We start from the raw sequence: 21205 nt of genomic DNA on the forward strand, positions 1-21205 counted from the left end.
GCTTTGTGCGGCAGAAGCGACCTTGTCCTGCGCATTTAAATTTACTTCATCGACTTGCGAGCCCAAATTTTTCGTATCTGCGCTATGTTTTTCGGGAGAGGAATTTGCCGCGCCGCGCGTTTCAGAAGCGGAATTTATCGCGCCGCCGCATCTTAATCTGGCGCCCGCGTTAAATTTAAACACCATCTCCTCCTCAAGCTTGGCGGAGCGCTCGCTCGCGCTTTCGTAAAAATACGCCCCCGCGCACAGCAGCACGATCAACGCCGTGGCGATGATTTTAGCCCTTTTGCTTAAAATTTCGTCCCGCACGAAAAAGATCGCCGCGATAAATAAAAATGCGAAAATAAATATTAAAAATCTCAAATTTTATCCTTGCCCGCCCGCAGCGGAGTTTGGCTCGTAAATTCGGTGAGAGTTTTCAAGCTTAAAATTCTCCGCGCAGTTGATAGGTGATGTCGCCTGCGCCAAATCCGATCACGAGCCCGTCGTTTATGATGTGGCGGACGCCGAAAATATCGCTAAATTCTATCTTCTCGCCGTTTCTAAAGACCCGCTCGGTAAATAGCGCGCCCAGTCCCTTAAACTCCTCTTTTAGATCGATGCCGTTACTAGGCTCGCCCGCAGCGTAAACGGGCAGTACGACTAACTCCTCCACGCCCGCAAAGCACTCTTTAAAAGCGTTTAAATTCGCCTTAAGTCTGCTGAAGCGGTGCGGCTGAAAGATCGCCGTGATCTTGCTAAGACCTAGCAGGCTAGCGTATTCGCGCGCGCTTTGCAGCGTCGCTCTGATCTCGGTAGGATGGTGGCCGTAGTCGTCGATGAGCACGAAGTTTGGGGTGGCGCACAGGATGTCGAAGCGCTTTTTGATCCCTTGGTAATTCAGTAAATTTTTGCGGATCTGCTCTAGCCCCGTCTCGCACGCTGCGGCTAGGATCGCCAGCGACGCGTCTATGGCGATGTGCCTTCCTAGCCCGTAAACCTCGAAGCGTCCGAGCTCTTTAAGATTAAAGCTCATAAACGGCTGATGATCGCGTAGCAGCACCTTTAGATCCGTTATATCGCGCGAAGGAAAGAGCTTGATACAGCCGAGCTTTATCGAGCTTAAAAACTCGTCCTCGGCGTTTATCACGCGGATCTTAGCGCGCTCCAAAAAGCCGCGATACGCCGCGTGAAATTTATCCAAATCGTTGTCGTAATGATCCATATGCTCGGGCTCAGCGTTGGTCACGACCGCGACGTAGGGGTTGGAATTTAAAAAGCTCGAATCGCTCTCGTCGGCTTCGAAGATGATGTTTTCGCTGTTTTCGTATTTCATATTCGAGCCGAACTGCTTGGAGATCGCGCCGATGATAACCGAGCCGTTTATCAGCGCCGAGGTTATCGCGCTCGTGGTGCTTTTGCCGTGCGCGCCGGCGACTGCGAAGACGCGCTTGTCTTTTAGCACGAAGGGCAGGGCTTCCTTGCGCGAGAGGCAGACGATACCCTTTTTGCGTGCGGCTTGCAGCTCGACGTTGTCCTCTTTGATCGCAGCGGAGTAGATGACGATCTCCTGATCTTTGATCGCCGAAGCATCGTGCGGAGTGATGATCTCCATGCCGTCCGCTCTTAGCTTGTAGGTCGTCTCGCTCTCTTTGATGTCAGAGCCTGAGATGATAAAATTTTTCTCGTGTAAAAATCTCGCTAATGCCGATATTCCTATGCCGCCGATGCCGATAAAATGAACCTTTTTCACCTTTGTCCTTAAATATTATAATAGAAAATTACGTTTAAATTTTTAAATCCCGCTTGCGCCGGCGAAATTTAAAAATTTAAACCATTCCGCACCTTGAAATTCGCCTTTAAATTTTACGAACTCGCGGCGTCGTGTAATCCCGTCTTGCTACTTTCGAAAGCGCTTTTAAAATTTAGCTCTAGAAATTCGCCGTTTAGAATTTCGCCTTTTAAAATTTAGCGCTCAAAATTCCGCGCTTAAAACTCCGCTTTGAAACGAAAGCGCTTAAATTTTACGGCTCAAATCTGCCGTTAAAACCTTGCGGCGAGCGGGGCGCTGCCGCGCATGCCGCATCGTATCGCGCACCGAAGCCGCGTAAATTTTAATAAATTTCATCGCGTTCATCGCACGTCCACTATTTAAATTTACGCCTCAAATTTCGCCGCTTGGGCTACGCGGCAAAACTTATTCGCCGCTTTGCGCTTTAAATTTAGCCGCTAAATTTAAAATTTCGTCGAAATTTTAAATATCGGTGCGCCCGTTGATCGCCTTTATTAGCGAGAGCATATCGACGTTGTCTAAGCTAACGCCCGTAGGCACGCCCTGAGCGAGCTTAGTAAATTTCAAACCCAGATCCGCGAGCTTGTCTTCGACGTAGAGCATGATGCCGTCGGAGTTGATGCCCGGCGTCAGCGCAAATATCAGCTCGCGCGCGCCGTTTCGGCTCACCATGTCGCGCAGCGCGCTCACCGTCTCTTCGCTCGCACTTTCTAGCACGAAGTAGCGCCCGTCGTAAATTTTATTACTCTCTAAAATAAAGATATCTTTGGGGTTTTCGACGATGCAAATTTTATCGCTCTCGCGCTCCTCATCGGCACAGTATTCGCAGATCTCGCCCTCGCATACCGCACCGCAGATGCGGCATCTGTGCAGTCCGCGCACCGCCTCTTCGATATTGTGCGCTAAATTTAGCCCCAGAAAGGAGTTTTGCACGCTTACGTAGTAGGCAAAGCGCAGGGCGGACTTTTTGCCCACGCCAGGAAGCTTTTCAAAGCTCGCGACGAGCTCTTCGAACCTGTCTGTGCCGCTCATATGGCGCCCTTCGGCGAAAATACTATCGAGAAGTAGTGAGTGCCGTCGCTGTAATTGTACTCGAAGCGGAATTTGTGCAGCTCGCAAATTTTATCGATGATATAGAGCCCAAGCCCCATGCCGGTGGCTTTCTCGTCTTTATTTCTGATAAAGGCTTGCTTGTAGTGCTCGAATGATTTTGCAAGCGCTGCGCCGCGGTTGGCGACGCTTACTTTGTTTTCATCGCAGATGATGCGGACTTTTTTATCGCTGGAGTATTTTAGGGCGTTATCGATTAAATTTTTAATCGCTAGTGCAAACAGCCCGAAATCCACGTTTATCACCGCGTCGCACTCGATATCCGTGCTAATGAGCTCGTCCCAATTATCGAGCATCGACATATCTTTTACTTGCTCTAAAATGAGGCTGAAATGATAATCCTGATAGTTGAGCGAGTAGCTTTTTGAGAGCAGCTGCTCGATTTTGGCAAACTCGTTGATTAAAATTTCAAGCCGCTCAAAGACATTAACGAGCCGCTCTTTTTGTGTTTCGTCATCTAGCATTTCGGTGATGAGCCTGCCCTTGCCGATCGGGGTTTTAAGCTCATGCATGATGGTGCGTAAAAACAGCTGGCGCGAGCGGATCAGCTCTTGAATTTTGGCAATCGCGTTGTTAAATTCCTGCGCGACCTGCCCGATCTCGTCCTCGCTATGCGTGGCGGCTAAATTTACGTCCAAGTTGCCCTGGGCGAATTTTTTGATATTTTTGCTTAGTTTTTTTAGCGGCGTAAAACTTCGCACGATCGATAAATAAAGCGAGATTAAAACCGCCATCGTAAGCAGAAATCCGACCCAGAGCGGATCGTTTAAATTCTTCGTGCCAAGGCTTTCGAAAACAACGACGAAAGAGTTGTTTTTGATATTTAAAAACAGTGAATTATTATACTCGACCGAGCTAAACTCGCCAATAGAAGTGTCTTGGACGAAAAAAATTTTACCGCTCGTGATGATGTTTTGGATGATATTTTTGTCTTTTACAAGCTCCAAGCCATAGCTGGAGAAGTAGCGCTCAATATCGCTGGGAGGTGCATTACGCTTGTATAGCTCAAGTAGATTATTGACCGCGTTTATTTGATTAGCCTGCATGCTGCCTAGGGCTCTATTCATCTGCATCCGTGCGAACGTGATGAAAAGCACGCAGACTAAGATGATCGCGATTACAAAAAAAACCGAAATTTTAGTGATTAAGGAGTGTTTCATCCGATGAGCTTGTAGCCGATACCGCGAACCGAAAAGATATGCTTAGGCGCTTTGGAGCTGTCGCCGATCTTGGTGCGTAGGCGTCCGATGATAACATCTAGGCTCTTTGAGTCCTTATCTTTTAGGCTCTTGCAATGGTATACGAGCTGCTCGCGAGATACCGAAAAGCTATGCTGCTTGATTAGGTATTCTAAAATTTCATACTCCGCAGGCGTTAGCACTAGCGATTCCTCGCCGAAGTAAATTTCATGGCGCTTATCATCGATACGAAATACGCTATCCGTGGCGGTTTCTTCCTTCTCGCTAGCTTTTTTATAGCGGCGGATGAGGCTCATGATGCGCGCGTGCATCTCTTTTGGATCATAAGGCTTGGGTAGATAATCGTCCGCACCGATCTGAAGGCCTACGACGCGATCGCTCACGTCGCTTCTAGCCGAGCTGATGATGATCGGAATGTCGTATTTCTCGTGGATCTCTTTGCAAACCTCAAGTCCGTCCATCCCCGGAAGCGTAAGATCCAAAATCAGCAGATCGTAGTTTTTGATCCCAGCGCTAATGCCCAGATACGGGTCTTCGAAGTTTGTAACTTGGATGTTAAATTTAGCCAGATATTCGGTTAGAAGCTGTGCGAACTCGCTGTCGTCTTCTATCATCAATACATTTATCATTTTTTATCCTTTGCATCGTTGATTTGAAATTTTAAATATTGCATTATACATAAAAATAGTTAAGTCTTAACTTGAGTTTTATTAAATTTAGATAAAATTGCCCCTTTTGTTATAGCTTAAGGAGAATTTCGTGGAAGAAGATTATTATGAAATTTTAGGCGTGGCGCGCGATGCGGACGCCGAGACGATAAAAAAGGCGTTTCGAAAGCTCGCTTTGGAATTCCATCCCGACCGCAACCAAGGCGACAAGGAGTCGGAGGAGAAATTTAAAAAGATCAACGAAGCGTATCAAATTTTAAGCGACGATCAAAAGCGCAGGATGTATGATCGCTACGGCAAAGAGGGCATCAGCGGCGCATACGGCGGCGCGGGCGGCGGAGGATTTGACTTCGGCTCCATTTTCGGCGATTTTTTCGAGCAAGCATTCGGCGGAGGTCGCTCGACTCGCCCTAGCGATCCATACGGCATAGATACCGAGCTAGCCGTAACGCTGGAGTTTAAAGAGGCTTTAGAGGGCGTACACAAGGAGATAAAATACAAGATTAAAAAGCCGTGCTCTACCTGCGACGCTACCGGCTCGAAAGACAAAAAAAGACATACTTGCTCCGCTTGCGGCGGTACTGGGCGCGTCGCGGTCAGACGCGGCTATATGAGCTTTATCCAAAGCTGCTCCGAATGCGGTGGTACGGGAGAGATCGTAAAAGACAGGTGTAAGGATTGCGGCGGCAAGGGCTTTACAGAAGAGGACGTGAGCCTTAAATTTGACATCCCCGCAGGCATTGACGACGGACAGCGCGTGCGCCTAAGCGGCAAGGGCAACGTCTCTAAAACCGGCGAGATCGGGGATCTATACGTGATAGTGCGCGTGAAGGAGGACGGCCACTTCCTACGCGACGGAGATGACCTGTATATCGAGGTGCCGGTGTTTTTCACGCAGGCGATCTTGGGCGAGAGCATTGAGGTGCCGACGCCGCGCGGCAAGGCGGAGCTGAAGCTCAAAGTAGGCACCAAGGACAAGCAGCGCTTCACGATCTATGGTGAGGGCGCGCCGAATATCCGCACCAAGAAAAACGGCGATCTGATCGTGCAGGTAAACGTCCAGACGCCTAAAAAATTGAATGAGAAGCAGGAGGCGCTTTTGCGCGAGCTTCAAGAAAGCTTCGGCAGCAAGGGCGGAGACGACGAGGGGATACTCGATAAAATCAAGAATTTTTTCAAGTAAGCTGTCTTGATCTGTCTTGCGCGGCGGTCTTGCGGTTTTATTCACCAAAGTACGGGATTTTCGCTTGGAATCTCGCTAAGAGTTTGGATGTAATTTCGGTGTAAATTTCGTGTCATTATTTGGATAAAATTTAATTAGCATTTAATATTATTTAAATTTAAAGATTCTTAATATTAGTAAAGCAAATTAAAATTTTTATAATTAAGAGGTAGGATGATGTTAAAACAAATTTTAAATGTAGCGTTAGCATATGTTGGGGTTATTGTCGGTGCTGGATTATCGTCCGGTCAGGATCTGATGCAATATTTCGTCAGTTTTGGCAAATGGGGTATTCTTGGAGCCGTTATTCTTGGTATCCTCAATGCCGTCTTTGGTAAAATCATTATTACATTCGGTAGTTATTTTAGATCCAATGATCACTTTGAAGTTCTTTCACAAATTGCTGGATCTATCACTAATAAAATTCTTGATATTTCTTTAATTATTTGCTGTTTTGTGGTAGGTTTTGTCATGATTGCCGGGGCTGGATCAAATCTTAATCAGCAATTTGGTATGCCATTCTGGTCAGGAGCACTCCTATGTGCCGTATTGATAATCCTTGTTAGCTTTCTTGATTTTGAAAAAATCACGAATGTGATCGGAATATTTACGCCTATTATTTTTATCATGATTATGATTATGGCAGTGTATACCTTTGCAAGTCAACGTTTTGATTTTAAAGAATTAGAAACAATTGCAAATACAATCTCTACTCCAATGCCAAATATCTGGTTTTCTGTTCTGAATTATTTTTCGCTCTGCGTTATGACAGGTGTATCAATGGCTTTTGTATTAGGGGGATCCATTATGAGGATTGGTGTAGCAGAAAAAGGTGGTACTTTGGGTGGATTTATAATCGGTATTATCATCACAGTTACAACCTGTATCTTATATGCAAATGTAAAACTTGCAACGACTGTTGATATTCCTATGTTGGCTATTGCCAAACAGATTCACCCTGCATTTGCGTTTGTGTATGCACTTGTTATCTTCGGCTTGATCTTTAATACTGCTTTCAGTTTATTCTATGCCTTAGCAAAACGTTTCTCATCTAATCAATCAAAACGTTTTTATCCAATTATGATTGGCACCGTAGTTGTAGGGTATATATTATCCTTTATGGGCTTTAAAAAATTAGTATCGATTATGTATCCAATTCTAGGTTATATTGGTTTTATAATGTTGATGGTATTACTAATTGGGTGGATCAAAGAGAGGTCAAATGTTAGAGATGAGAAGTTTTTGCGTCGCAAGATGATTCGGTTGATCACAAAAAAATATGATGATGAACAGGAATATACGAAGGCAGATAAAGAAAAATTTCAGAAGCTGGGTGAGGATTCAATAGTTGATACTAAAAGTATTAAAAGCGATATCAAAGATCTTGTCAAAGAGCAGTTCGCTGATGATAACAAATAAATAAAGTTCAAAAAAATAAAGAAAGAACGATTATTTGAATTGGTTGAATTTTAAAGGGCGGTAAAGGATTTCGCTTGAAATAAAAAGAGCTCGGAAAACCTTGATTAGCCTAATTTAATATAATGATTTTAAAAAGATTAAATCAAACATATTTTCTGTTCTTTATCGTAAAAATTTCAAAATAAAAGCAACTATGAATTTAAAAAGGACAAAGATGGATCGCAAAAATGAGCCTGCAAATTTCAGATCCGCGGATGATGAGATGTTTGCGTTTTTATCGAGCTTGGGCGATCGCTGGCAGGTGAGCGAGGGCGGAGTGAAATTTATAGAGGAAAATTTCACCTTCGTCGGCTCCAAGCCCGTCTTACGGGGGTTGAAAGATTACGCGACCGCGGACTGCCTGAGCTTTGCCGACGCCGGGAACTTCACAGACGCAAACCCCGCGGTAAAAGCGAGGATTTTAGGCGGCGAAATCTGCTATCTGGGCGATAGTTTAACGAGCGCCGAGGTTAAATTTGCGCCTGAATATTTTTACGATTTTTTAAAATTTATAATGGAGCAGGTTCCCGAACACCACTATTTTTTCAGCCCTACCGCGCGCTGGCTCCTGCTGGTTGCAATGGAGAAATACGTGGAATTCGCGGCTTTGGATTAATGTTTGGGCCCGAGAAAATTTGCGAAATTTCGCCGCCTGCGCCGCGTAAGTTCGGACTGGCTGCGGCCTGCTACGGCGTGACGGAAGATCGGTTGAAATTTATCGACTGCGGCAAGAACCGCGACGCAGTGGCATAAAATTTAAGCGAGCGCCCGTTCGCAAATTAGCCCTTGCCTAGCTTGATACGTGCCCTAAAATCGGGCATGATCTGCGCGATGAGCGCGTAAAAGTCCGCTCCGTGGTTTGCGTGAATGAGGTGCGCGAGCTCGTGCAGCACGACGTATTCGACGAAGCGCCGATCCCGCTCTATCAGGCTTAGCGAGAAGTTGAGATAGCCCTTGGCGTGGTTGCAGCTGCCCCAGCGCGTCTGCATTTTGCGCACCCGCACCCGCGCGATCTTGCGGTCTATCTGCGGGGAAAGCTTCGCGATATAGCGCAGATAAAGCTCAAGCGCAAAGGCCTTTTTAAACGCCGCAAACTCGCCCTCGTTCTCGCAAAAGATCGCGTCTCGTGAGATAAAAATTTTATCTTTAAATTTAGAACTTCGGATAAAATTTTTGATCGTAAAATCGGGCTCGTCGCGCTCCGACATTTGCACGCTTTGTGCTACATTTTGCGGCGCATTTTCACTCGCGGATTTTGAAATTTTTTCGCTCATGAACGGAATGTCTTCGCCCATGACAGAGCTAAAATTTGAAATTTCTCCGCTTGCAGCGGGTTTAAAATTTGAAATTCCCTCACCCGCGATAGGTTTAAATTTCAAAATTTCGCCCCTTGCGGCAGGATTAAATTTTAAAATTTCACCGCTTGAGGCGGAGTTAAATTTGCTCCCATCACTGCTTTGTGAAACGCGTCCGTCCGAGTGAAATTTTAAATTTTCGCCGTAGGATTGCTCGCCGCCGTTTTGCTCTAGCGCTTCTGTCCGGATACGGCTCGATTTGAAAAATTCCTCGCCCGCTAAATTTTGTGCGCCGCCGCGATTTAAATTTTGCCCCCGCGCGCCCAAAGCATTTGGGTTAAATTTTAAATTTTCGCCGCCTTCCAGGCTTGCGTCCTCTCGCGCGAGATTAAATTCCAAATCTGCGTCCGCTGCGCCATTTTGCGCTGCAGTATTTATAAACCCGCCGCCTTGTCGCATTTTGCTCTGTTGCGCGAGCCCTTGCGCTGCATCGCCAGGTAGGTTAAATTTCAAATCCTCGCCCGCCGCACCACTTTGCGAAGTGCGTTCGCCCGAGTAAAATTTTAAAATTTCACTTCCCGTGCCGCCGCCCGCGGCGTTACTCGCATCGTCATCTACGCAGCTCCGCGCGCTGCTATCGCCTAAACTTTCATTCGCGCTGCAGTTTGTACCGAGCTCGACCTTGCGGCTAAATTTCAGCTTGTAAATTTTACCTAAAATTTTAACCTGATCGCTCGCTAGTAGCTTGCTTTGCAGCCGCGCAAGCGTTTGGCGGATCCAGCTTTCGTGCTTTAGGATGAAGTCTTTCGCCTGCGCCGCGGTGTAGGAGCGCGGCACGCTGACGCTGATTTCACACTCTTTATTGATGCGGATGCGCGCGTATTTCATCCGCTTAAAGCGCAGACTGATCGGCAAGCCTAGCAAATTTAGACTAACTTTTTGCTCTGCCATTTTTTACTTATCCATCGCGCCGTATTGGCGCTGCCGCGCAGCCACTCGTCGCAGAAAAACCCGATCCAAACGCCCAAAATTCCATACCCTAGATGAATACCCAAAAGCCAGCCCACTGGGATCGAGACGCCCCACATAAAGATCACGCCCATCGCAAAGGGAAACCTCGCGTCGCCGCTTGCACGCAGGGCGTTTACGAACACGATATTAAGCGTCCGTCCGAACTCAAGCCCCAACGTGAGGTAAAAAAGCGGCCGCATGACCTGCTTGTGCGCCTCGCTTAGGCTTAACATCTCCATGATCTGCTCGCGCGCTAAAAACACGATCGCGACGAAAAGCGCCGTAGCCCCGAGCCCGAAGCGCAGCGCGGTAAAAGTGTGCCGGTACGCCTCCTGCGGCTTGGCGGCGCCCACGAGGCGGCCTACGATCACTTCGTTTGCCATGCTGATCGCGCTTCCGCCGAAGAAGATGAATGATGAAATTTGAAAATAGATCGTCTGCACGGTAAGGCTCGCCTCGCCCATGCTCGCTACGAAGGCGAAGGCGACTAGATACTGCACGATCCACAGCATGTTTTCGCCAGCGCTCGGAAGCCCTACGGATAGAATTTTACGCAGCGTGGCGAGCTTGATCTTTAAAAACATCGTGAGGTAAAATTTTATCTTTAGCACCTTCGTGATGATGAGAAAGAATAAAAATACGCCGATCATGCGCCCCGCGATCGTGCTTACGCCGATGCCCTCAAGCCCATAGTACGGCAGTCCGAACGGCCGAAAGAGCACGACGTAGTTGCCCGCGAGAGTTACTAGATTCATCACCACGGAGACTGCGATGATGAAATTTGCGTATCCGTAAACGCGCACGATGGCGCTAAGTACGATCGCGACGGCGTCTATCGCAAAGACGATGCTGATGACCTTAAGATAGATCGCGCTTTCGCTCAAAAGCTCGGCGGGCACCTGTAGCGCGTGTAGCAAAAACGGCGCGCAGCTAAAGACGAAAACGCCGCTACAAAGCCCCACTAGCGCGTTGAATGCGATGCTCGTGTGGATCGCGCGCATCGCTAGGACTTTATTTTTCGCCCCCAGCGCCTGCGCTACGAGAACCGAGCAGCCCACGGCCAGAAAGCCGAAAACGGTGATGAAGAGCAAAAATATCTCGTTGCCCGCCCCCAGCGCGCCTACTAGCGAGACGTCCACGCGCGAGATCATGTAGGTGTTGATAAACGTAGTCACTAGGCGCAAAAACATATCGACGTAGATTGCGAGCGAGAGCCTTAGTAGCGAGATTTCTTTCATATTTTGCCTTTATTTGCGGGAAATTGTAGCCGAAAATTCTTTTAGGTTTGCTTTTGTATCAACATCGGCTATTTTGTGCGTAATCGCTCTTTTACATACTTTGCCCTTTGCCTATTTTTCCTTAAATATTCCATCCACAAAAAAATATTCGTACGGCAAGTTCGATAACATGGAGTGCTAAACTTTCGCTGCATAATTCTATTAATTTGGCTGTAAAGTTATAAATTTCAATTAGTAGAATTTTGCAATTTTGCATTTTAAAATTTTGTTTAAAACTCTAGTTGTGTAAATCCTGATTTTGTTGAACGTACTATTGCGTTTACGTATAGATGGAATATCTTGGGGGGGGGCGTAAAGGAGGCTTGAATTGCGAGGTCGCTCCCCTTTCCGCCCCCAAACCCCCACTTAACCTCCGACGACGCTTTATAAGGGGCGGACTACGTCCGCGCTAAATTCTATGCGCGGCAGGGCGCGGTGCGTAAATTTAAACCCGAATTTAAAATTCTAACCATTTACTGCAATTTGATATAAACTCGGCAAAATTTTCCCAAGGATCCCCGATGCAAACGCTTGATTTTCACGTCCATCTGCTAAGCAAGGAGGTGCGCTTCGACCGCCCTTACGACAGGCTCGCGCTGCGCCTTTTCGGCAGGCGCTTCGGCATAGACGTATCGCGCGCGATCAAAGAACCCTATGAAGCCTATGTGGACGCTCTGCTAGGCGGGCTTAGAGCTTCGAAATACGTTAAAAAGGCGGTGCTTTTCGGCGTGGATGCTAAATTTAGCGATACGGGCGAGCTAATCCATCGCGATAAGACCGTCTGTGCGGACAACGACAGCGTGTTTGAAATTTATCAAAAAAATCCGGGTCTCATCGTGCCGTTTTTTAGCATCAATCCGAAGCGAGCGGATGCGCTAGATGAGATCGATCGCTGCTTTGAGCTCGGATTTAAGGGGGCGAAATTTTTACAAAACTATTGGGATCTGGATACGAGGCTGCCTCGCTACGTGCCGTATTTTGAAAAGCTCGCCAAGCTCGGCTTGCCGCTGGTGATCCACGTCGGAAACGAAAGCTCGGTGCCGAGCACTCGCCGCTGCGAAGCGCTGGAGATGATCTACGCACCGCTTGAGTTGGGCGTCACGACGGTGTGCGCGCACATGGCGATTAACTACGAATATTCGCATATTTTTCGTGCGCTCTCGCGCCGTCCGCGAAATTTCGGACACGATTATTTCGCGCTTCTGGCGCTTCTGCGCACGCACAAAAACCTATACGCCGACGTTTCTGCTCTGATGACGCCGGTGCGCGCCAAGGCTCTGCCGCATCTGGCGAGCCAAACGGACGTGCACTCGCGCCTGCTTTACGCTTCGGACTTTCCGGTGCCGTATTCTGCGATATACAACACCTACGATCTGCGCCTGTCGCAGCGTATCGCGCTGCATAAAGAGCCCAACCCTTTCGATCGCAACGCACGCGGACTGCTCGCGTATTTCGGCGAGGATAGCGAGCTGTGGAGCAACTACAAAAAAATTTTGCCCTTTGCATAGACGGTGAAATTTAAGGATACAAGCGTGTTAAAATCTATAAATTCCTTTACTTCGGCTATTTGTAATATCGTAAAATTTTGTTTCATCTCTTTGCTTTTGCTAGTCGCAGGAATGGTCGTTTATCTAAACGTCACGGTAGGTTCGGCAGAGCCGGGCCTAGCGAAAAATTACGAGCAAAATCGAGCTCAAATTTTAGCTCTGCGCGATTTTGCGCGCAAGATAAAACCTGAAGGAGTTTTTTTTGACGTCCGTTTCGACGGCGACGAGGTCTCAAGTATGAGAGCCGTGAATAAAGACCAAAAACCAAAGTGTGAGTTTTTATAGTATAGACGAAAAGACGAATGAGCGCGCTGTTTTAAAAATCCTAGGCTGGGATTTTGGGACTTTAAAGCCAAAGCAAAAAGCGCAAATGCGCAGGGCGTAAGTATCTGGGAGGGCGAGGACAAAACCCCTATTTACTACAAAGACGGGTTTGTCTCGGAATTTTACGAGATTTTCGAGGGTCCTGCGAGCGAGGCGGTGAAAAAAGACTACGAGATCGGCTGCGATGATAGATTTGCCGCAGACGGCGTGGTGATGGCGTGCGACGGAGGCGCTACTGCGAGCTTTATGTGCGTGGATCGTGACGGCTACGGCATCAAACGCAGATAAATTTTACAGCAGTTTCGCAGGAAATTTTAGCGGGAATTTTTGTAGGAATTTTTGCCGTCGTTGCGGAGATTTTGCGAGAATTTTTGCTGTTATTTCGGATATTTTAGGACTATTAAAAATACTTTACAGCGCCTGTTTTGACGCGCCTGCCGTTTAATTGCCCGCCCCACTAAATTTTAAAATTTAAACCGAGCGGCGCGTATCGTAGCGCCGAAGCGCTCGTTGGTGCAGTGTAAATTTTGAAATTTCAGCGGTAAATTTAGCTCGTAGGCGCACTAAATGAAACGGTCGGGTCATACACGGCGGCGCGCTGCCGTTTAAATTTAGCTCGCAGGCGCGCTAAATCCTAGCTGCGACATGATTTGCTTTAAATTTTATAACGACGGCTTGCTTTAAATTTTAAACCGCTAGCGCAACCTGCAAAAATTTAGCAGCAGTCTGTCTAAAATACGCATTGTATCGCACCACTCAGCCGCATCGACGCCGCGTCGCATGATTTACGCTCAAACGATATCGCACTTATCAAAGCTGCTAAAATATCAACGATGTTCTGTACCATTCACGCCGAATTGCGTTGCGCCATTCTTGCCGCACCGCTTGCGCTATAAAATTTTAATGCGAGTTTGTTTTAAATTTCATTGCATCGCGCGAGAAATTCTAGCGACGGCCAGGTTTAAATTTGCGCTTCGCGCCGCTTTTCGCCTCGTTTGTTTCAATCTCTCGCAGCGCCTGTTTTGACGAGCCTGTCGCTTGACAGCCGCTCTGCTAAATTTTAAATTTCCACGAATTTTAGGAATTTACGAGGCTTAAAATCGCCTTTGAAATTCTTGTGATCTCATCTTGCATATGCCCGCCCGGATTTTGCTCAAACTCCGCTTTTGTGCCCGCACTGCGGCATTTCGCGATAAAATTTTGCGCCGTCTCGCCGCAGAGTACCCCGCATGGATTTTTCGGGTTCATCTCGGCCTCGCCCAAGGACGCGTAGACGTGCGCCAGCCCCCTTTGCGGCGAGTGCGCGGCGACGAAGAGCTCAAAGCCGCTAAATCAAAACGACGCCGAGACGCAGGCGATCTTTTGAAATTTATCGCTCGCAAACGTCGCATACGCGCTAAAAAGCCCAGCCAGCGAGTATCCCGCGCACGCTCGCCACGCAGGTTTGCCCGCGCCGAATACGTGCCGCTCGATACGCGGGATCAGCTCATCTGTAAATTTTTCTAAGTGCGCCGCGCCGCCGCCTGCGAAAGAGCGCGCGCCTTTAAACGGCGACTTTGCCGCCCACGGGCTAAGCTTATCGCCCCACTGCGCCTCGTTTAGATAGATCGCCGCGAACATGAAATCCACGCCTCTTCGTTGCGAGACGAGCTCGTAAATTTCGCCCATACTGACCGCGCTAAACCCCAAGGCGTGCAGGTAGATGATAGGTGCGGACGACAGAAGTGGCGTAGACGTAGCGAACGACGTAGCGGGCTGGACGGACTGCGTCATAGGCGTGGCAAATGATGCAACGGGCAGAGTATTCGGCGCTGGCGCAAAAGACGGCGCGTGCGGGGCGAAAATTTCTACGCGCAAGCCGTTAAATTCCAAACTTTGCATCGCTAAAGCCTTAAAAGTTATTAAAATTTAATAGAATTTTGTGTAAAATCATCAAATTTAACACTAGAGGAACTTAAAATTGGCTTTGATCGAGCTTATCGATGTTACGAAAAAATTCGGCTCTCACGTCGTTTTAGACGGCGTAAATTTCGCACTGGACGCTAACGAGCGCGTTGCCGTGATCGGCAAAAACGGCGGCGGTAAATCCACGCTGATGAAGATAATTGCGGGTCTGTGCGAGATCGACGAGGGACGTGTGATCACTCAAAACGGGCTAAATATCCAGATGCTCGCTCAAACGCCGAAATTTGACGAAAACCTCTCGGTCAAAGACGCGCTGAGGCGGGAGCTAGCTGAAATTTACGCCGCCCTTAGCGAATACGACGCGATCTCAAGCGAAATCGCCGCGCAGCCCGAAAACAAGGAACTTTTAGCGCGCCAAGACGAACTGATTAAATTTATCGAGGCCAAGGACGGCTGGCAGATCGATAATAAGATCGAGCAGGTGCTGCAAAATTTCGGACTTAAAATTTACGAAAACCGCTCCGTCTGCACGCTTAGCGGCGGCGAAATTCGTCGCGTGGCGCTGGGCGCGCTGGTGCTCAAAAAGCCCGACGTGCTGCTGCTGGACGAGCCCACGAACCACCTCGACGTCTATATGGTGAAATTTCTAGAGGACATGCTGCTTAGCTCGAAGCAGACGATCGTTTTTATCAGCCACGATCGCTACTTCATCGACCGCTTGGCGACGCGCAGTATCGAGATCGAAGAGGGTAAAATTTCAAATTTCGACGGCGGATATGAGAACTATCTGAGGCGCAAACAGGAGATGCTTGCTTCGCTCGAGAAGTCCCACGAGACGCTGCTTAAACAGCTGCGCACCGAGGAGGAGTGGCTGCACCGCGGCGTAAAGGCGCGCCTTAAACGCAACGAAGGGCGCAAGGCGCGTATCATGCAGATGAGGCAGGATGCGAAGAAAAACCCGGGCGCGATCCGTCGCGTGCGGCTAGAGCTGGAGCGCGCTAGCAGGAGCTTTAACGGCACGGGCGGCGATAATCGCAAAAAGATGCTTTTTGAATGCACGAATATCGGTAAAATTTTAAATGGCAAGGTGCTTTTCAAGGGCTTTTCGGCGCGGGTTTTGCAGGGCGAGCGCATCGGCATCGTAGGCGCTAACGGCGCGGGCAAAAGCACTTTGCTTAAAATTCTACTCGGCCGCAGCAAGATCGATGCGGGCGAGATCAAACGCGGCGAGATCAGGATCGGCTACTTCGATCAGACCCGCAGCGGCATCACGGACGATAAAAGCATAATCGAAATTTTTTGCCCCAACGGCGGCGATCACATAAGCGTCCGCGGCAGCTACATGCATGTCTATGGGTATTTGAAAAATTTCTTGTTTCCGAAGGAGTTTTTGGATAAGCCCGTCGGCGTTCTTAGCGGCGGCGAAAAGAACCGCCTGGCGCTTGCGAAGCTCTTTACCGAGCAGTATGATTGCTTGATTTTGGATGAGCCGACGAACGATCTTGATATTGCGACGATCAATATTTTGGAAGATTATCTGCTAAGCTTCGAAGGTGCGGTAATCATCGTAAGCCACGATCGCTATTTCATCGATAAGATCACAAATAAGCTTTGGGTTTTTGAAAAAAACGGCGTTATCGATCAAATTCAAATGCCCTATTCGCAGTATCTGGAGTTTGAAGACGAGATGGCGGAGATTGACCAGATCGAGGCCGACGCTGGCGCGAGCGCGAGCGCGGAGGAAGGCGGCCGCGAAAACAAAAAGGAGAAAACGAACGCCGCAAAGCTTAGCTACAAACAGAATAAAATTTTAGAAGAATATCCCGCTAAAATCGAGGCTATCGAGGCGCGCATAAAGGAGCTAAATCACGCGCTTTCGACGCCTGAAATTTATCAAAAGCTCGGGATGCAGGGGCTTTTTGAAGAGCTTGAAGAAAAAAGAGGAACGTTAAACAGTATGGAAAATGAATATTACGAAGTGCTTTCGCTCGCTGAGAGCCTAAAGTAGGCGCGATGGTTTGGTTTTTGATCTTTTTATACGCGCTTTACACGATTTATAAAATTTCGCTCGATCTGCTTGAGCTAAGCTTCATCCGCGCTAAGCTAAAAGAGCCTGCGGTGGTGCTTAGCGAGGAGGATTATCGCAAGGCGGGCGAGGTCGGCGCGGTAAATTTAAAATTTAATATATTTTCGCACTGCTTTTCGTTTGCGGTGGCGCTTATTTGGATACTTGCGGGCGCGGGCGCGTTACAGCGCGCGATATATGATCTAGCGGGCGACGGGATTTTGGCGGGGAGCTACTTTGTAACGGCGTTTTTAATCATCGGCGGCGCAATATCGCTTCCGCTTGAGATCTACAAAACCTTCGTTAAAGACAGGCGCCTAGGCTTTTCCACGATCACGCCCGCCGTTTTCGTAAAAGACGCGCTAAAATCGCTTGCGCTCACGCTGGTTTTTGGCTTTGCGGTAGCCTCTGCGCTCGTTTTTTGCGTAAATAGCTTGGGTGCGCACTGGTGGGTCTGGGGCTTTCTGCTAAGCTTCGGCATAGTTTTACTGATAAATTTAATCTATCCGACCGTTATCGCGCCGCTGTTTAATAAGATGCAGCCGCTAGAGCACGGTGAGCTAAAAGAGCGCATAGAGGGGCTTTTGCAGCGCTGCGGCTTTAAAAGTAGCGGCGTTTTTACGATCGACGCGAGCAAACGCGACAAGCGCCTAAACGCCTATTTCGGCGGCTTCGGCGCGACGAAAAAGGTCGTGCTTTTCGACACGCTCATAGAGAAGCTTAGCGAGGATGAAATTTTAGCCGTTTTAGGGCACGAGCTCGGGCATTTCAAACACGGCGATGTTTTGAAAAATTTAGCGCTTAGCTTCGTGCTTTTGGGCGCGACGTTCGCGGTATTCGGAAACCTTCCTGCAGGCGTATTCGGCGCGCTGGGGCTTAGCGAGGGCGGCGGCGCGACGCTGGTTTTTATGATTTTGTTTGCGCCGATCTTGCATGCGTTTTTTGAGCCCATAATCTCCAAGCTTAGCCGCATGCACGAATTTAGCGCAGACCGGCATGGCGCGAGCATGCAGGATAAAGAGAGCATGATCGGCGCGCTAAAGAAGCTGGGCAGCGAAAACAAGGCATTCCCGCTCGCTCATAAAATTTACGCCGCGGTGTATCATTCGCACCCGAGCCTGTATGAGCGCATAAGAGAGCTTGATGAGGATCGCTGAGGCGCTAAGATGGGGGCTGGAGCAGTGCGGCTCAAAATACGTCGCGCGCGAAATTTTAAAGCTTTGCGAGCGACTTAGCAATGAGCAGCTCGTGCTAAGATGCTCGGAGGAGCTCGCGCACGAAGCGGAGTTTCGCGCTAAGATCGTTGAATTTAAAGACGGTCGTCCGCTTGAATATATCACGCAAAGCTGCGAGTTTATGGGCTTTAAATTTTACGTCGATGAGCGGGTGCTGATACCGCGCTGCGAGACCGAAATTTTAGTAAAAAAGGCGTTTGCTTTGGCGCAGAGCTTGGGCGAGCCGCGCATTTGCGAGATCGGCACGGGCAGCGGTATAATCGCTATCTGCTTAAAAAAGCTACTTCCCGCTTGCCGCATCACGGCTAGCGACATCAGCGCGGATGCGCTTGAGGTAGCGCGTACAAACGCCGCAAGCTTAGGTGCGGACGTCGAGTTCGTGCACTGCGCCTACGCAGATGAGATTGCGGGCGAGTTTGATCTCATCGTCTCAAATCCGCCCTACATCGCAAACTCCTACGCATTGGACGCGCGCGTGCTGCAGGAGCCGAAACAGGCGCTGTTTGGCGGCGAGCAGGGGGATGAAATTTTAAAACGCATCGTGCTGATCGCCGTACGGCGCGCAAAATTTCTAGCCTGCGAGATGGGCTACGATCAAAAGCAGAGCTTGTCGGCGTTTTTGCGCGAGCAGGGCTTTAGGGCGGAATTTTACAAAGATTTGGCGCAGTTTGATCGCGGATTCGTCGCACGAAATTTAAACAGATCGTAGGTGCGCCGTGCAAAACTCGCAACTACGCAGGCTGCTTTATTACAAAGCGTTCGGCTATCGCTACGTAAGCGCTGAAATTTTAAGCGGCGGCGCGCGATTTTTCAAGGCGCTGGACGCGCTGCGATCCGCTACCGCAGAGTGCAATCTCTGCGAGCTTGCCAAAATGCGCGCGGGAGGCGGCGAGCAAAATTTTAAAAATTTTAAAACTATCAAAAATTTTAAAAATTCTAAAACTCCCGCGAACGTAAAACTTATGATCGTAGCTCTATCTCCGGGCGTTAGCGAGGGTTTCGGCGGCGGCTTGGAGGCTGAGGTAGCAGCGGCACTGGATCAAATTTGCGCGCCGGAAGAAATTTATTTTAGCTTTTTGATAAGGTGCGCGGTGCCGCAAAATAGGCGCGTAAGCTCGGAAATAATTTTAAAATGCGCGCCCTATCTGACCGACGAGATCAAAATTTTAAAGCCCAAAGTCGTGCTTTGCCTAGGGGAGCTCTGCTGTAAAATCGTGCTGCGAAACGGCGATTTAGCGGGCATGGACGCGCTGCACGGCTCGGTCTTTAACGAGGGCGGCATCAGCTTCGTGCCGAGCTTTGATCCCGCATTCATCGCGCAAAATCCGAGCAAGGCGGAGCTTTTCAAAGAGGATCTGCAAAAGATAAAAGAGCTGCTGTGAGGCGCATTTTGGCGCTTTCTTTGCGCGCCGTTTTGATTTTGCGCGCAGCTTTGCGCGGGCGAGCGATTTTTATTGCAGCGTGCGAGCGGACGGGGTGAATTTAGCCTGCTTAAATTTCACGGGCGAGCGGGATTTTAGCGGAGTAAAACACAGACCTGATCTGCGCGGGTTTAAATTTGAAGACGAGAAATTTCATAAAGCGGCGGAGTAAGGCAAAATTTAACGCCATTGCAAAATTCTGATATTTCAAATTTTGTTTTTTATCTAGCTATCTTGGGGCGCATGAGGGGTTTGTGTCGCGACGTAGCGTTAAATTTTAGCCTCAATGCTGAGCGAAATTTTATGTCGTAAAATTTTATCTAGCCTGCAAATTTTATTATCGTCCAAGAACTCTGCGTATTCGTGGCTTTTACGCTAAAAGCCGATCTGCGCTATGTTTGCACTGCACGACTAGGTAAATTTGAACTCGCGAGATAAATTTATCTCAAAGATTTGAAAAATTCTAAAATTTCAGCGCTAAATTTGATCGGCCTGCCGTCTTTTACGAAGGCGATTTTTACGTCCTGTGCGTATAAAAGCTCGCTAAAATCCACGTTTTTAATATCTTTGATCTTGTAAATTTCTTGTCGCAAAAGGGCGCTGGCATTTTTGAGCGCGGCTAGGCTCGTGCGAATTTCAAGCGTGTCGCCGAGGCGCGCGGGGCGGAGAAATTTAGCGCAAAGCTCGCTAACTACGAAGTGTGCGTCCGCGCGCGCGAAGTCCACTCCTGCTTGCATAAGCGCCTCGCTGCGCGCCCGCTCGCAAAATTTAATGTAGTTGGCGTGATACACGATGCCCTGCGCGTCGGTATCTTCGTAGTAAATTCTAATCTTCATTCCGCGCGTCTTTCGCTGCCGCGACATCTCTAGCAGTCAGGGCGGGGATGATTTTTGCGAAAAACAGCACCGTTTGAAACACGATGATGAGTTTCATGCACCACTCGCTAGCCGCGTGGATTTGGGCAAATTCCGGCGTCATCGTCGCTTCTGCACCGATCTTTTGGGCGTTTATGACGTAGTCGGTAAAGTAAAGCACGAAAAGTAGGGCAAGTATTATATTTATGAGCGTCAGCATCAGGGTCGAAAGGCGCAAGCGAAAGGATTGCGATTTGTTGTTGTTGAAATTTATCATCTCAAAAACGAGGCAGATGATCGAGACTGCGATGAGGATGCCGCCGTATTTTACGAAGATCTCGCTCATTAGCTTGCCGCTTTGAAAGTGCGATAGCACGCCATCTCCGATAATCTGCTGCGGGAAAAATACCACGGGCGCAACGAGTGCGCCAAGCGAAAGCTCGATGCCGATAAGGGCTGCGATGATGAAGATATAGATAGAAAAAATTGCGCGCATAGAAATCCTTTTAAATTTTGATAAATTTTAAATCGGACGTGATTATAGCGAAATCTTATAATCGCGCGCTTAAGTGTTTTGCAAGCGGGTTTTACGGGCGAATGGGTGCGGTCGGCGGTCGCGATATTACGGCATATCGCGGTATAATGAAATTTTAGTTTGGATGCGGTCGTTTACAAAATTTATAAAATTTTTACGGAGGCTAGAGATAAACTTTGTCTCAGGCATGCTAAACATAAAATTTCATTATGAAATTTAAAATTTTCCAAATCGTTTTTTAAAATTTCTCTTGATTATTCAGCCCCCTTTAAGCATCGCTTCTGTATAATCACAATTCTGTTTCGCAC

The 21205-nt window shown here is 48.3% G+C and carries 23 protein-coding genes; 12 read left to right on the forward strand and 11 right to left on the reverse strand.

Annotated elements, in window-relative coordinates; translation table 11 throughout:
• The 5 genes from QZ176_RS09120 to QZ176_RS09140 form a co-directional block, all read right to left on the reverse strand.
• Positions 1-363, reverse strand: a 363-nt coding sequence (locus QZ176_RS09120) for a hypothetical protein (RefSeq protein ID WP_295152995.1), incomplete at its 3' end; no start/stop codon positions are given.
• Positions 364-424: 61 nt separating this feature from the next.
• On the reverse strand, positions 425-1732 hold the full coding sequence (murC, locus tag QZ176_RS09125) for a UDP-N-acetylmuramate--L-alanine ligase (protein ID WP_295152998.1): 1308 nt from the start codon (positions 1730-1732) through the stop codon (positions 425-427).
• 501 nt (positions 1733-2233) lie between these two features.
• Positions 2234-2803, reverse strand: a complete 570-nt coding sequence (gene recR, locus QZ176_RS09130; protein ID WP_295153000.1) for a recombination mediator RecR — start codon at positions 2801-2803, stop codon at positions 2234-2236.
• Positions 2800-4041, reverse strand: a complete 1242-nt coding sequence (locus QZ176_RS09135) for an ArsS family sensor histidine kinase (RefSeq protein WP_295153002.1) — start codon at positions 4039-4041, stop codon at positions 2800-2802. The genes recR and QZ176_RS09135 overlap by 4 nt, the downstream gene beginning before the upstream one ends.
• Positions 4038-4709, reverse strand: coding sequence for a response regulator transcription factor (locus tag QZ176_RS09140; RefSeq protein ID WP_295153004.1), 672 nt, complete (start codon positions 4707-4709; stop codon positions 4038-4040). The genes QZ176_RS09135 and QZ176_RS09140 overlap by 4 nt, the downstream gene beginning before the upstream one ends.
• A gap of 130 nt (positions 4710-4839) precedes the next feature.
• Between QZ176_RS09140 and dnaJ the strand changes: the two genes are divergently transcribed.
• From dnaJ to QZ176_RS09160, 4 genes are all read left to right on the forward strand, one after another.
• Positions 4840-5931, forward strand: coding sequence for a molecular chaperone DnaJ (dnaJ, locus tag QZ176_RS09145; RefSeq protein ID WP_295153006.1), 1092 nt, complete (start codon positions 4840-4842; stop codon positions 5929-5931).
• A 213-nt stretch (positions 5932-6144) separates the two neighbouring features.
• On the forward strand, positions 6145-7389 hold the full coding sequence (locus QZ176_RS09150; RefSeq protein ID WP_295153008.1) for a hypothetical protein: 1245 nt from the start codon (positions 6145-6147) through the stop codon (positions 7387-7389).
• A gap of 214 nt (positions 7390-7603) precedes the next feature.
• Entirely contained in the window at positions 7604-8044 is a 441-nt protein-coding gene (locus QZ176_RS09155) for a hypothetical protein (RefSeq protein WP_295153010.1), read from the forward strand.
• On the forward strand, positions 8044-8181 hold the full coding sequence (locus QZ176_RS09160; RefSeq protein WP_295153012.1) for a hypothetical protein: 138 nt from the start codon (positions 8044-8046) through the stop codon (positions 8179-8181). Before QZ176_RS09155 ends, QZ176_RS09160 begins: the two co-directional genes overlap by 1 nt.
• Before the next feature lie 26 nt (positions 8182-8207).
• Here the strand turns inward: QZ176_RS09160 and QZ176_RS09165 are convergent, their stop codons facing one another.
• A complete protein-coding gene (locus QZ176_RS09165) occupies positions 8208-9674 on the reverse strand; it encodes a M48 family metallopeptidase (RefSeq protein WP_295153014.1) in 1467 nt (488 codons plus the stop codon).
• On the reverse strand, positions 9650-10972 hold the full coding sequence (locus QZ176_RS09170) for an MATE family efflux transporter (protein ID WP_295153016.1): 1323 nt from the start codon (positions 10970-10972) through the stop codon (positions 9650-9652). Before QZ176_RS09170 ends, QZ176_RS09165 begins: the two co-directional genes overlap by 25 nt.
• Positions 10973-11532: 560 nt before the next feature.
• Between QZ176_RS09170 and QZ176_RS09175 the strand changes: the two genes are divergently transcribed.
• From QZ176_RS09175 to QZ176_RS09185, 3 genes are all read left to right on the forward strand, one after another.
• Entirely contained in the window at positions 11533-12519 is a 987-nt protein-coding gene (locus tag QZ176_RS09175; protein ID WP_295153018.1) for an amidohydrolase family protein, read from the forward strand.
• Positions 12520-12543: 24 nt separating this feature from the next.
• On the forward strand, positions 12544-12843 hold the full coding sequence (locus tag QZ176_RS09180) for a hypothetical protein (RefSeq protein WP_295153020.1): 300 nt from the start codon (positions 12544-12546) through the stop codon (positions 12841-12843).
• Positions 12844-13038: 195 nt separating this feature from the next.
• Positions 13039-13170 carry a hypothetical protein gene (locus QZ176_RS09185; protein WP_295153022.1) on the forward strand — a complete coding sequence of 44 codons (132 nt, stop codon included), beginning with the start codon at positions 13039-13041 and terminating at the stop codon, positions 13168-13170.
• Between the two features lie 789 nt (positions 13171-13959).
• Here the strand turns inward: QZ176_RS09185 and QZ176_RS09190 are convergent.
• Both QZ176_RS09190 and QZ176_RS09195 read right to left on the reverse strand, forming a co-directional pair.
• A complete protein-coding gene (locus tag QZ176_RS09190) occupies positions 13960-14130 on the reverse strand; it encodes a hypothetical protein (RefSeq protein ID WP_295153024.1) in 171 nt (56 codons plus the stop codon).
• An 84-nt stretch (positions 14131-14214) separates the two neighbouring features.
• Positions 14215-14550, reverse strand: a complete 336-nt coding sequence (locus QZ176_RS09195) for a hypothetical protein (RefSeq protein WP_295153025.1) — start codon at positions 14548-14550, stop codon at positions 14215-14217.
• A 34-nt stretch (positions 14551-14584) separates the two neighbouring features.
• Here QZ176_RS09195 and QZ176_RS09200 point away from each other — a divergent pair, with 34 nt between their 5' ends.
• Genes QZ176_RS09200 through QZ176_RS09220 form a run of 5 tightly spaced genes read left to right on the forward strand, consistent with a single transcriptional unit; the run spans position 14585 to position 19469 of the window.
• Positions 14585-14794: a hypothetical protein gene (locus QZ176_RS09200; protein ID WP_295153027.1), complete on the forward strand. Its 210-nt coding sequence runs from the start codon at positions 14585-14587 to the stop codon at positions 14792-14794.
• Between the two features lie 48 nt (positions 14795-14842).
• The gene (gene abc-f, locus QZ176_RS09205) at positions 14843-16795 is read left to right on the forward strand and encodes a ribosomal protection-like ABC-F family protein (protein ID WP_295153029.1); all 1953 of its coding nucleotides are present in this window, start codon (positions 14843-14845) and stop codon (positions 16793-16795) included.
• 5 nt (positions 16796-16800) lie between these two features.
• Positions 16801-18009: a M48 family metallopeptidase gene (locus QZ176_RS09210; protein WP_295153031.1), complete on the forward strand. Its 1209-nt coding sequence runs from the start codon at positions 16801-16803 to the stop codon at positions 18007-18009.
• Positions 17996-18796, forward strand: a complete 801-nt coding sequence (gene prmC, locus QZ176_RS09215; RefSeq protein ID WP_295153033.1) for a peptide chain release factor N(5)-glutamine methyltransferase — start codon at positions 17996-17998, stop codon at positions 18794-18796. Before QZ176_RS09210 ends, prmC begins: the two co-directional genes overlap by 14 nt.
• A gap of 7 nt (positions 18797-18803) precedes the next feature.
• Complete coding sequence (locus tag QZ176_RS09220) at positions 18804-19469, forward strand: uracil-DNA glycosylase family protein (RefSeq protein ID WP_295153035.1); 666 nt, start codon at positions 18804-18806, stop codon at positions 19467-19469.
• Between the two features lie 479 nt (positions 19470-19948).
• On the opposite strand, the gene QZ176_RS09225 is transcribed toward QZ176_RS09220, so the two are convergent.
• Positions 19949-20344, reverse strand: a complete 396-nt coding sequence (locus QZ176_RS09225; RefSeq protein WP_295153037.1) for a YbgC/FadM family acyl-CoA thioesterase — start codon at positions 20342-20344, stop codon at positions 19949-19951.
• Entirely contained in the window at positions 20334-20858 is a 525-nt protein-coding gene (locus QZ176_RS09230; RefSeq protein ID WP_295153039.1) for a DUF4149 domain-containing protein, read from the reverse strand. The genes QZ176_RS09225 and QZ176_RS09230 overlap by 11 nt, the downstream gene beginning before the upstream one ends.
• Positions 20859-21205: the final 347 nt, after the last annotated feature.

This window comes from uncultured Campylobacter sp., from assembly GCF_905373215.1.
GTDB lineage: Bacteria > Campylobacterota > Campylobacteria > Campylobacterales > Campylobacteraceae > Campylobacter_B.